At 41.2% G+C, this 12,614-nt stretch carries 9 protein-coding genes; 7 read left to right on the top strand and 2 right to left on the bottom strand.

Translation table 11 applies throughout. The features are described 5' to 3' along the window. Nucleotides 1–322: 322 nt before the first annotated feature. From dnaA to M1E96_RS00025, 5 genes are all read left to right on the top strand, one after another. The gene (gene dnaA, locus M1E96_RS00005) at nucleotides 323–1,714 is read left to right on the top strand and encodes a chromosomal replication initiator protein DnaA (RefSeq protein ID WP_272580824.1); all 1,392 of its coding nucleotides are present in this window, start codon (nucleotides 323–325) and stop codon (nucleotides 1,712–1,714) included. 5 nt (nucleotides 1,715–1,719) lie between these two features. Next, entirely contained in the window at nucleotides 1,720–2,823 is a 1,104-nt protein-coding gene (gene dnaN, locus M1E96_RS00010) for a DNA polymerase III subunit beta (protein WP_070929842.1), read from the top strand. A gap of 9 nt (nucleotides 2,824–2,832) precedes the next feature. Continuing rightward, nucleotides 2,833–3,927: a DNA replication/repair protein RecF gene (recF, locus tag M1E96_RS00015; protein ID WP_070929841.1), complete on the top strand. Its 1,095-nt coding sequence runs from the start codon at nucleotides 2,833–2,835 to the stop codon at nucleotides 3,925–3,927. 17 nt (nucleotides 3,928–3,944) lie between these two features. Continuing rightward, a complete protein-coding gene (gene gyrB / locus M1E96_RS00020; protein WP_070929840.1) occupies nucleotides 3,945–6,359 on the top strand; it encodes a DNA topoisomerase (ATP-hydrolyzing) subunit B in 2,415 nt (804 codons plus the stop codon). 247 nt (nucleotides 6,360–6,606) lie between these two features. Continuing rightward, nucleotides 6,607–8,142 carry a phosphoethanolamine transferase gene (locus M1E96_RS00025; RefSeq protein ID WP_306803446.1) on the top strand — a complete coding sequence of 512 codons (1,536 nt, stop codon included), beginning with the start codon at nucleotides 6,607–6,609 and terminating at the stop codon, nucleotides 8,140–8,142. 48 nt (nucleotides 8,143–8,190) lie between these two features. Here the strand turns inward: M1E96_RS00025 and M1E96_RS00030 are convergent, their stop codons facing one another. Beyond that, a complete protein-coding gene (locus tag M1E96_RS00030; RefSeq protein WP_140179918.1) occupies nucleotides 8,191–8,463 on the bottom strand; it encodes a hypothetical protein in 273 nt (90 codons plus the stop codon). A 313-nt stretch (nucleotides 8,464–8,776) separates the two neighbouring features. Beyond that, entirely contained in the window at nucleotides 8,777–9,883 is a 1,107-nt protein-coding gene (gene asd / locus M1E96_RS00035; RefSeq protein ID WP_140179920.1) for an aspartate-semialdehyde dehydrogenase, read from the bottom strand. 522 nt (nucleotides 9,884–10,405) lie between these two features. On the opposite strand from asd, the gene M1E96_RS00040 reads away from it, so the two are divergent. Together M1E96_RS00040 and yidZ are read left to right on the top strand one after the other, a co-directional pair. Further along, complete coding sequence (locus M1E96_RS00040) at nucleotides 10,406–11,584, top strand: MdtL family multidrug efflux MFS transporter (RefSeq protein ID WP_272580826.1); 1,179 nt, start codon at nucleotides 10,406–10,408, stop codon at nucleotides 11,582–11,584. Next, the gene (gene yidZ, locus M1E96_RS00045; RefSeq protein WP_070929836.1) at nucleotides 11,577–12,542 is read left to right on the top strand and encodes an HTH-type transcriptional regulator YidZ; all 966 of its coding nucleotides are present in this window, start codon (nucleotides 11,577–11,579) and stop codon (nucleotides 12,540–12,542) included. Before M1E96_RS00040 ends, yidZ begins: the two co-directional genes overlap by 8 nt. The last annotated feature ends 72 nt before the right edge of the window (nucleotides 12,543–12,614 follow it).

Consider the following 12,614-nt stretch of genomic DNA (forward strand, 5'->3'; position numbering starts at 1 on the left):
TAAAGCGCAAGGATCATCGGTCGATCTAAAAATATTTTTTGATCTTAGAGAATATTTTCCAGAAATAGTCTAAAGTTATCCCCAACGTTGTGGAAAAAAACATTGATGATCGCGATCAAACTGTATGCTTCTCTGTTAACCTCGTTGTCTTACCACATTTACCTGTGGATAAAAAGCATAAAAACTGTGTAAAAGAATGAAGATCTCTTGCCAATTTTACGGTATGATCTCCGGTCACATTTCTGATCTGAGGATCGGAAAATTCTTTGCTTAATCCGTACTTCTTTTGTTTCATTGATGATCTTGTTTATGGGAGTCCACCGTGTCACTTTCGCTTTGGCAGCAATGTCTTGCCCGATTGCAGGATGAACTACCTGCCACAGAATTCAGTATGTGGATACGCCCTCTTCAAGCTGAATTAAACGATAACACATTGGCACTTTATGCCCCGAATCGTTTTGTCCTTGATTGGGTGAGAGATAAATACATCAATAATATCAATGAACTACTGAATGATTTCTGTGGTACTGACGTGCCTGCTCTTCGTTTCGAGGTGGGAAGCAAACCCATTTCCGTTTCTCAAACGAATACCCAGGCTCGCCCTGCACATGAAGCTCCCTCTGTTGTCATTCCTTCAGCGCCGATAAAGCCAAGTTGGGATAATTCAACTAAAATACAACCTGATGTCGCCTATCGCTCAAATGTGAACCCCAAACATACTTTTGATAACTTTGTTGAAGGTAAATCTAACCAGTTAGCTCGCGCAGCCGCGAGACAAGTTGCTGAAAACCCAGGGGGCGCATATAACCCATTGTTCCTCTATGGCGGCACGGGTTTAGGTAAAACACACTTACTGCACGCCGTTGGCAATAGCATCATGCAACATAAAGCCAACGCACGTGTCGTTTATATGCACTCAGAACGTTTTGTACAAGATATGGTTAAGGCTTTACAAAACAACGCGATTGAAGAATTTAAGCGTTACTACCGCTCTGTTGATGCATTGCTTATCGATGATATTCAATTTTTTGCTAATAAAGAGCGCTCTCAAGAAGAGTTTTTTCATACCTTCAATGCGCTACTAGAAGGTAACCAGCAAATTATTTTAACTTCAGATCGCTATCCTAAAGAGATCAATGGCGTTGAAGATCGTTTAAAATCGCGTTTTGGTTGGGGGTTAACGGTAGCTATTGAACCACCAGAGCTTGAAACTCGCGTAGCGATCTTGATGAAAAAAGCCGATGAGAATGAGATCCAGCTTCCAGGCGAAGTGGCCTTCTTCATCGCCAAGCGACTACGTTCTAATGTCCGTGAATTAGAAGGGGCATTAAACCGCGTTATCGCCAATGCAAATTTTACCGGCCGCGCCATCACCATTGATTTTGTGCGTGAAGCGCTGCGAGATTTACTTGCACTACAAGAAAAACTGGTAACTATAGATAACATTCAGAAAACTGTGGCTGAGTATTACAAGATAAAAGTTGCAGATTTACTTTCCAAACGCCGTTCTCGTTCTGTCGCTCGTCCGCGCCAGATGGCAATGGCATTGGCAAAAGAACTGACTAATCATAGTTTACCTGAAATCGGGGATGCCTTTGGTGGCCGTGATCATACAACGGTATTGCATGCTTGCCGTAAAATTGAACAGTTACGGGAAGAAAGCCATGACATCAAAGAGGATTTTTCTAACTTAATCAGAACATTATCATCTTAATTGCTATGAAATTTACTATTGAACGTGAGCAGTTATTAAAACCGTTACAACAAGTTAGTGGCCCATTAGGCGGGCGTCCGACGCTACCTATTTTGGGCAACCTTCTGTTACAAGTAAAAGAAGGGGCTTTGCTATTGACGGGAACCGACTTAGAAATGGAGATGATGGCCAATGTTCCTCTAACACAGGAACATGAAGTTGGAGCAACTACCGTTCCAGCACGCAAGTTTTTTGATATCTGGCGTGGGCTTCCTGATGGTTCAGAAATCCGTGTTGAACTCGATGATGACCGGTTATTGGTTCGCTCTGGGCGTAGCCGCTTCTCGTTATCAACTTTACCGGCGAGCGATTTTCCTAATTTAGATGACTGGCAAAGTGAAGTTGAATTTTCACTGCCACAGTCCATCCTGAAACGCCTGATTGAAGCTACACAGTTTTCAATGGCACATCAGGATGTCCGTTACTACCTTAATGGTATGCTATTTGAAACCGAAGGGCAGCTATTAAGAACTGTTTCAACGGATGGTCACCGCTTAGCGGTTTGTTCGATGGAAATCGCTCAAGAAGAGCTGCCATCACATTCGGTCATAGTTCCTCGTAAAGGGGTTATTGAGTTAATGCGCCTATTAGATGGCGGCGACTCACCTGTACAGCTACAAATCGGTAGCAATAATATACGCGCCCATGTCGGTGGTTTTATTTTTACCTCAAAATTAGTTGATGGTCGTTTTCCTGACTACCGCCGAGTACTACCGAAAAATCCAGACAAAACATTAGAAGCGCGTTGTGATTTACTTAAACAAGCTTTTTCCCGGGCGGCAATTCTATCAAATGAGAAATTCCGCGGTGTTCGCTTGTATTTCAGTGAAAACCAATTACGTATTACTGCCAATAACCCAGAGCAAGAAGAAGCTGAAGAGATTGTTGATGTCAGCTATCAAGGCACTGAAATGGAAATCGGCTTTAACGTTAGCTACATCTTAGACGTGCTAAATGCATTAAAAAGCGAAAATGTGACACTATTCTTAACCGATGCTGTGTCGAGTGTGCAGATTGAAGACTCCGCGAGCAGCGCTGCTGTTTATGTTGTCATGCCAATGCGTTTGTAATCATTTTCTATGATCCTTTCGCGTTTATTGATCCGCGATTTTCGTAACATTGAAGATACCGATCTCGCGCTAGCTAATGGGTTTAATTTTTTAATTGGCCCAAATGGGAGCGGTAAAACCAGTGTACTGGAAGCGATTTATACACTTGGACATGGTCGTGCTTTTCGCAGCATTCAAGCAAACCGAGTGATCCGTCACGAACAGGAACAATTTATCCTACATGGGAAATTGCGCCATCTTGATGGGTCACGCAAAGAGCTGTCACTTGGTTTAAGTAAAAACCGTGAGGGTGATAGTAAAGTAAGAATCGACGGTACAGATGGCCATAAAATTGCTGAATTGGCAAAATTACTGCCAATGCAATTGATTACCCCAGAAGGCTTTACATTACTGAATGGTGGTCCAAAGTATCGACGTGCATTTATCGACTGGGGGTGCTTTCATAATGAACCCTTGTTTTTTTCCGTTTGGTCCGATTTAAAACGGTTATTAAAGCAACGTAATGCTGCATTACGCCAAGTCAGTCGTTATGAGCAAATACGCCATTGGGATCAACAATTGGCGCCATTAACTGAACAAATCAGTCAATGGCGTAGTGACTATATTGCGGGTATTGCTGAAAATATTAAGCAAACTTGCCAACAATTTTTACCTGAATTTGTATTATCAGTTTCTTTTCAACGCGGTTGGGATAAAGAAATTGAGTATTCAGAATTATTAGAGCGCCAATTTGAGCGTGATAAAGCGTTAACCTATACCGCCTCAGGGGCACATAAAGCGGATTTGCGGATCAGGGCCAATGGCACCCCTGTGGAAGATATGCTTTCACGCGGTCAGCTAAAACTTTTAATGTGCGCTTTAAGGTTAGCGCAGGGTGAATTTTTCACCCAACAGAGCGGGCAACGATGCCTGTATCTACTGGATGATTTTGCCTCGGAACTTGATTCAGGCCGCCGTCAATTATTGGCAGCTCGTCTCAAGGCTACGCAAGCTCAAGTGTTTGTTAGTGCAATTACACCTGAGCAAGTTCAAGACATGATTGATGTAAATAGCAAGATGTTTAGCGTAGAACATGGCAAAATAGAAGTTAAACCACAGGAATAATATAGCGGGAAACGTTGATGTCGAATACATATGACTCCTCAAGTATCAAGGTATTAAAAGGGCTGGATGCGGTGCGTAAGCGCCCAGGCATGTATATCGGTGATACCGACGATGGTACCGGTCTTCATCACATGGTCTTCGAGGTTGTCGACAACGCTATCGACGAAGCCCTCGCCGGTTTTTGTGACGACATCGTGATCACAATCCATGCTGATAACTCGGTCTCCGTTCAAGATGACGGTCGTGGTATTCCAACAGGTATCCATGAAGAAGAAGGGGTATCAGCAGCAGAAGTTATCATGACTGTTCTGCACGCAGGCGGGAAATTTGACGATAACTCCTATAAAGTCTCCGGCGGATTGCATGGAGTTGGGGTATCTGTTGTTAACGCCTTATCTGAAAAACTCGAATTGACTATCCGTCGCGATGGTAAAGTTCACGAACAAGTATATAGCCATGGTGAGCCACAAGGCCCACTGACTGTCGTCGGTGAAACAGACCAAACAGGAACACGTGTTCGCTTCTGGCCAAGCATGGATACCTTTAAAGGCATCACTGAATTTGAGTATGATATTTTAGCTAAGCGCCTTCGCGAGCTGTCATTCTTAAACTCAGGGGTATCAATTAGACTGATTGATAAACGTGATGGTAAAGAAGATCACTTTCACTATGAAGGTGGTATCAAAGCCTTTGTTGAGTATCTAAGCCGTAACAAAACGCCAATCCACCCATCCGTATTTTATTTCTCAACCGAGAAAGATGGCATTGGTGTTGAAATTGCCATGCAATGGAACGATGGTTTCCAAGAAAATGTTTACTGCTACACCAACAACATTCCACAACGTGATGGCGGTACTCACCTTGCAGGCTTCCGAGCTTCAATGACGCGTACTTTGAACAACTACATGGATAAAGAAGGCTATCAGAAGAAGGCCAAAGTCAGCGCAACGGGTGACGATGCTCGTGAAGGCTTGATTGCTGTTATCTCTGTCAAAGTCCCTGATCCTAAGTTTTCATCACAAACCAAAGAAAAATTGGTTTCTTCAGAGGTAAAAACCGCTGTTGAAACGATGATGAACGAACGTTTTGTTGAATACCTGTTAGAAAATCCAAACGACGCAAAAATCGTTGTTGGTAAAATCATTGACGCCGCGCGTGCACGTGAAGCGGCTCGTAAAGCACGTGAAATGACGCGTCGTAAAGGTGCACTAGACTTAGCGGGCTTGCCAGGCAAACTGGCTGACTGTCAAGAACGCGACCCTGCACTGTCTGAACTCTACTTAGTGGAAGGGGACTCTGCGGGCGGCTCTGCAAAACAAGGCCGTAACCGTAAGAACCAAGCGATTTTGCCTCTGAAAGGTAAAATTCTTAACGTTGAAAAAGCGCGTTTCGATAAAATGCTCTCCTCACAAGAAGTGGCAACCCTAATCACCGCATTAGGCTGCGGCATTGGCCGTGATGAGTACAATCCAGACAAACTGCGCTATCACAGCATTATTATCATGACGGATGCTGACGTCGATGGTTCACACATTCGTACCCTGCTACTCACTTTCTTCTATCGCCAAATGCCAGAGATTGTTGAGCGAGGTCATGTGTATATCGCTCAGCCACCACTGTATAAAGTGAAAAAAGGCAAACAAGAACAATATATTAAAGATGATGATGCGATGGATGAGTATCTGATCTCTATTGCTCTTGATGGCGCAGCGCTGCATTTAAGTGCCGATGCACCCGCGATGAAAGGTGAAGAACTGGAAAAATTGGTAGTCGAATACAATGCGGCACATAAAATCATTCGTCGCCTTGAACGCCTCTACCCGCAAGCTCTACTCAATAGCTTAGTTTATCACTCAACGCTGACAGAAGATGCATTGAAAAATAACGAGCAAGTTGAAGAGTGGGCTAAAACCTTAGTTCAGCGTTTAGAAGAGAACGAGCTGCTGGGGAGTACTTATAGCTATAGCATCACTGAAAACCGTGAACGCCAGCTATTCGAGCCTACCATTCGTATTCGTACGCATGGCGTTGATACTGACTACAACTTAGACTTTGATTTTGTCCACGGTAGTGAATATCGTCGTATCACCCATCTCGGAGACATGATTGCTGATCTTATCGAAGAAGGGGCTTACATCGAACGTGGTGAACGCCGTCAAAATATCGAAAATTTTGAAGAAGCGTTAGCATGGCTCACTCGTGAATCACGTCGTGGTCTCTCTGTACAACGTTATAAAGGCCTTGGTGAAATGAACCCAGAGCAGTTATGGGAAACCACTATGGATCCAAATACACGTCGTATGATGCGTGTGACAGTCAAAGATGCGATAGCTACAGACCAACTATTCACAACATTAATGGGTGATGCAGTTGAACCTCGTCGTGCCTTTATTGAAGAGAATGCTCTGAAAGCGGCAAATATTGATATCTAATTCTTAACCATGAAATAATGTTATAAGAATGAAAACCCCGTGTAAAAACATGGGGTTTTGTTCTTTCTATGACTTAACCTCACGCTAGTTTACAGTTTTTTACCCCGCCAATATTGATTACACACGCTTTTATTATGTTATAACCAATAAATACATACCTAACTCACTAGAAAAAATACTGACAAATATTCTAATAATGGTTATGCGTTTACTGATTATATCGATTTATTTTCTGCTGATTTCTGCGATGCCAGCGCTCTTAGGTGGTGATATTAGCTTACTGTCTAAGCTCGTCATTATAGTGACGGGTATGCTGTTGATGTTTATTTGCGCAGGAGTGTATAAAAGCTTAGCAGGCAAAATATTCACTGTGTTGATAAGTGCGTTATGGGCACTTAACCTATCGGTGTCTTTTTTCTTTTATCAAAAACACGATATCCGCTTTTCATCATCAATCGCTGAAACCTTTATCAATACCAACAGTAGCGAAACTGTTGGTATGCTTTCCTATAATAAATACTACATTCTTTTTTATATTATTGTTTTTGCTGTTTATTTTATTAGCATCCATAAAAGTGCTAAATATCTCAATCGTAAGACCACATGGGCTAGCTTAGGGTTGTTTTTTGGCTACCTTGTTGTTATTCCTGCACATTCTGCGGCACTACTTCCAAAACCTGGGAGCTATCTCTTATTAGCCGAGCAGTATCTCTCTCATACGCCTTTTTATAATGCATCAGCGCTGGTTCGAAACCTCTATGAAAATAGAGAAATCACCAAAATACCGAATACAGTTGTGCAATATCAATATGATAAAAAAGAAGCGAGTAGCGATATTTATGTGCTGATCATTGGCGAATCAGTACGCCGAGATCACTTAAGCCTTTACGGTTATCAATACGAGACAACCCCAAATTTAGATCAGCGAAAACCGCAAATGTTAGTATTTGACCAAGCCTACTCACCCGCACCAGTAACCATTTTGTCAGTCCCTATCTCGCTGTCAAATATCAGCTTTTCGCAAATGCAAGACAAGCAACACTATGCAGACAATATTGTCGCGCTAGCCAATCATGCAGGATTTGAAACCTATTGGATAAGCAATCAAGGTAAAACCAATCGTAAAACTAGCATAATTTCCACTATTGCCAGTATGGCAAAACATCGAAAGTGGAATGAGTTTGTCGGTTATGATGAGGAAATTTTAGGCTATTTCAACAACGCCATTAATGATGGCGTGAAAAAGAAAAAACTGATCGTCTTACATACCTACGGAAGCCATGAGCCATCCTGTAATCGTTTCCCTGAAGAGAAGTATCAAGAATTTAGTACTCAAGAAGATGATAACTGCTATGACAGCTCTATCGCTTACACTGATGCGTTGATCGAAAACATCTTACAACAGCTCTCAGGTAAATCCGCCACTGTAATGTATTTTTCTGATCATGCATTACAACGTTTAGATGATAAATATGATGTTTATTACCATCACGGAGTCAATAACCCAACTAAAGAGGCGTATGAAATTCCCTTGTTTGTTTGGTATAGCCCAAATAGTGCAAAGCCCTCGTTGGATAACACGGTACTCAACGCACCTTATTCAACAGCCAACAACTATTGGTTAATTAGCGATTGGCTCGGTATACAACAACATAGCCCTAAGGCGTGCCTATCGCCGCTAAATAGCTGTTATCAAGCACAGAAAGAAATCACTATGATTGATGGCAATCGAACTTTACTGAGTTTAAAAAACCTGCCTTCTGAGCAAAAGACTCATGATTAATGCTCTATTCAAAAGAGCATTAATCTCACACAAGCTCTATGACCCATATTATGGGTTATTATCTTGGAATGACGTGGATGTGTTATTACTTTCTTCAAAAAAAACAACTCGATATGTCGTATAATAAGACGCAGGGAAAATCATCGGCATAAGAATAAAGCCAAAGTAAAGAGGAATGGATGCAATAGAAACTAAGCCAATAATGATAAAGAAAACAAAAAATGGAATAATATTTCTTTTAAAAGCAAGACAACTCGTTTTAATCGAATCCATAACAGAAAAATTATGATTAATTATCAATGCAGGGGAAAACCAAAACATTCCCACATAGATATACGTTGTAAAAATAACAAATATGGCTGAGAGTATTCTTGTTACTATTAAAGAAGTATTTTCTAGTAAACTATAATAATGGTATGTATTTGAATTTATAGATAAATTAATAGCAATATCATTTATAAAAGATACAATGAAACCAAACAACACATTGATGCCGCCTAACAAAAGAAGCTTTCCTGTATTCTTTGAAGGAACTAATTTATAAAATTAAACATCATTGGCTGTCAGACTAATTACTGCCTGAAGTTACTTTGAAAGCCCCCTTATTGCTATAAGGGAGCTTAATGAAATGAAATTACAGCAAAATATTCAGCATACGGCGTAGCGGCTCAGCGGCACCCCATAGTAGTTGGTCACCAACGGTAAATGCCGACAGGTATTCAGGCCCCATATTAAGCTTACGTAAACGACCAACAGGGGTACTCAATGTTCCGGTTACCGCAGCAGGCGTCAATTCACGCATGGTGATCTCACGATCATTAGGCACCACTTTCACCCACTCATTATGAGACGCTAATAGCTGTTCTATCTCATTCAGTGCAATGTCTTTTTTCAGCTTTAAAGTGAATGCTTGGCTATGACAACGTAGTGCACCTACACGTACACACAAACCATCCACAGGGATAATATTATTACCGGTAGCTAAGATTTTGTTAGTTTCTGCTTGGCCTTTCCATTCCTCACGGCTTTGACCATTTTCTAACGCTTTATCAATCCATGGGATAAGGCTACCCGCTAACGGCACACCAAATGCATCTGTTGGCATCGCGCCGCTACGCGTAAAGTCAGTCACTTTTTTCTCGATATCTAAAATTGCTGAGGCTGGATTTTGTAATTCTTTCGCTACTTGGCTATGTAACTCACCCATTTGTACCAATAATTCACGCATATTACGAGCGCCAGCACCGGAAGCGGCTTGGTATGTTGCAACAGACGCCCACTCAACTAAATTATTCGCAAATAAACCACCCAGCGACATCAGCATTAAACTGACCGTACAGTTACCACCAACAAAGGTCTTAATGCCTTTATTTAATCCGTCTTGGATATGTTGTTGGTTAACTGGATCAAGGATGATAATCGCATCATCTTTCATACGTAGTGCAGATGCCGCATCAATCCAATATCCATTCCAGCCAGCTGCTCGCAGTTTTGGGTAGATCTCATTGGTATAATCACCGCCCTGACAACTAATAATAATATCTAACGCTTTTAGCGCGTCGATATCATTAGCATCTTGCAACGTTCCGCGGTGGCCACCATAAGCAGGTGCTTCTGCACCATGCTGAGAAGTGGTAAAAAATACAGGATGAATTGCATTAAAGTCACCTTCTTCTACCATTCTCTGCATTAAAACTGAACCGACCATACCACGCCAGCCGATAAAACCTACATTTTTCATTGTATTCACCCTGTCTGTTTAAAAATTTTACGGCAATAAATTTTGATTTCCTACTATGCAAACAGTAGAAACTGAAAATCTATACTCTAAATAATTCGAATTGCAGGTAGGCGACAAGCGAAGATAGTCGGGGAGCATAGATAAACTATGTGACTCGGCTAGCTGAGTGTAGTCAACACCGCTGCAATTTGAAGTATGACGAGTATATCGACTACTTAAAGCTGACAAAATATCAACCAGTGTGCAAGTGAATTTCATAACTATTAATGAGAATATTAGTAATTTCGCTAATATACTCGTCACACTTCACGTTGCTGCGCTTTTTGTTAAGGTATAAGGCTGCACTCACTCGGACTAGCCACCTCATTTTCTTACGCTTAGCGATTCCTCGAATGATTTTTAGCTTATTTACCGATGAAGTTTCCAAATTGGAAAATTGCCTTTTACTATTAATCAATACCTTGAATAGCACATACTGATTAAAATCGCCTCCCTGTTTTTTTATCTGGATGCTGTTATCCCATGATCAAATATGTCCTTTTTAGCTTTTGGATAGTGCTAATTTATCCACTTGGCGTCGACTTACATCTTACTGGTATTCCATTGATTGCCGCTGATTTACAGGCTAGCGAAAGCCAGCTACACATTGCCTTTTCTATCTATTTAGCAGGCATGGCATCAACAATGTTAATTGCTGGATGGTGTTCAGATCATATTGGTCGTAAACCCGTCGTTTTAGTTGGCGCTTTTATGTTTGCTAGCGCATCTATCATGGCGGGCTCAGCGACGACGGTAAATGTATTCTTAAGTGCGCGCTTTTTACAGGGTATCGGGGCAGGTTTTTGCTATGTCGTCACTTTTGCTATTTTACGTGATGTTCTATCAGCGCGGATCAGAACCAAAGTACTATCAATGATGAATGGTATTACCTGTATTGCTCCAGTGCTCGCACCCGTAATAGGTTTTGGTATTCTGCTGTTTTATCATTGGTCAGTCATGTTCTACTTTATGGCGGCTTACGCAATAGTCAGTATTCTGTTTTGTTTAATTGGCATAAAAGAGACCAAACCCTCTATCAATAAACAAGCATCAAACACCACGACAGCACCACTTGCCGACGAACGTTTCCTTAATCTGTTTTTTCTTACTCGTTTAGTGATTTCTTGCTTTGGTATTGCTGTCATTTTGACCTATGTAAATGTGTCACCGATCATTTTAATGGGTAACCTTGGTTTTACTACTGGACAGTTTTCAACATCCATGACCTTACTTGCGATGTTAAGTATGGCAACCTCATTTTCAATGCCAAAATTGATCTCAACATTTAAAAGCCAAACACTGTTATACACCGCGCTCAGCCTATTCTTATTAAATGCGGTACTTTTATTAATTTATCTATTGGCAATTAAATATACCCCTCTGTTATTTATTGTTTTCGGTTTATGTGGCGTTGGTTTTTCAATGCTATTTGGCATCATAATGAGCCAAGCACTATCGCCTTACGCCAGAAAAGCAGGGATCGCGAGTTCTATTTTAGCTATCTCACAATTGAGTTTCGCTTCTCTATATATTTGGATTATGGGTTGGGTAGGCATCGCTTCAGTACAGATGCTTTTTATTATCTTACTGGCAGCTGCTATTATCGGTATGGTATTACTGAAAATATCTTCTCTGTCCAGTAAGGTTGCATCCCTTGAATAAACAATTGCATCGATTAGATTTAAATTTACTCGTCATTTTGCAATATCTTGTCGAAGAGCGTAGTGTCACTTTAGCGGCTAAGCGACTGTCTATCACGCCTTCTTCCGTCAGCAAATCATTGGCTAAATTGCGCCAGTGGTTTGATGACCCGCTGTTTATTCGCAGCCCGCAAGGGCTAACCTCAACTCCCTTGATGCATCGTATTGAAAAATCGCTGCCTGAATTTTTAAATTTAGCCAATTACATTGCAGATATTCGTGATACAGAAAAACCTCGGGGACTAAAATTCCGTTTAATGATGGAAGCGCCACTCAACCTAATCATGCTGCATGATTTATCGCTGAAAATTTTAAATCAATACCCTGAATCTAATGTTAATGTACGTGATTGGGATTATAACTCCTTAGCAAGTATTGTTGCTGGAGATGCGGATATTGGCGTATTAGGGCGAGAGAGTTATCATAAATCAAAAGAATCGATTAATGCCCTACCTGATATCCTCAATTTTGAAGTACTATTTATTGATAGACCGCTCGCCTTTGTGCGCACAGATCATCCACTATTAAGTGAAAAGTGGGATCTGACTAATTTATTAAAATATCCACATATCAGTACTGAATATGGCAATCGTATCCCTTGGGCATTCGATGATGTGCTGCACAGTATGGGGTTAACGCGTAATATCCAGCTATCCTATTCGTCCTTCGAACAATCATTATTAATGACATCACAATCAGGACATTCACTACTGACCTGTGCTCCGGGCTATTGCCAACATTATGTGAATGAATTTCATCTGGATTTAGTGTGTATCCCTTTACCACTAGAACCTGAAATTTACCAACAGTTAGATATTCCTTTTTTAATGCTTTGGCATAAAAGAAATGCTTATAATTCCAAAACACGTTGGTTAAGGGAACAAATAAAAAGCGGTATCGCCAACTTTGTAAATCCTTAAAAAAAACCATCACGGCACAGGACTGCCGCGATGGATCAGGAAAACTGAAGTCGGTAAATCGAAGACCAACAG

The organism is Providencia sp. PROV236 (assembly GCF_033676985.1).
Classification (GTDB): Bacteria; Pseudomonadota; Gammaproteobacteria; order Enterobacterales; family Enterobacteriaceae; genus Providencia; species Providencia manganoxydans.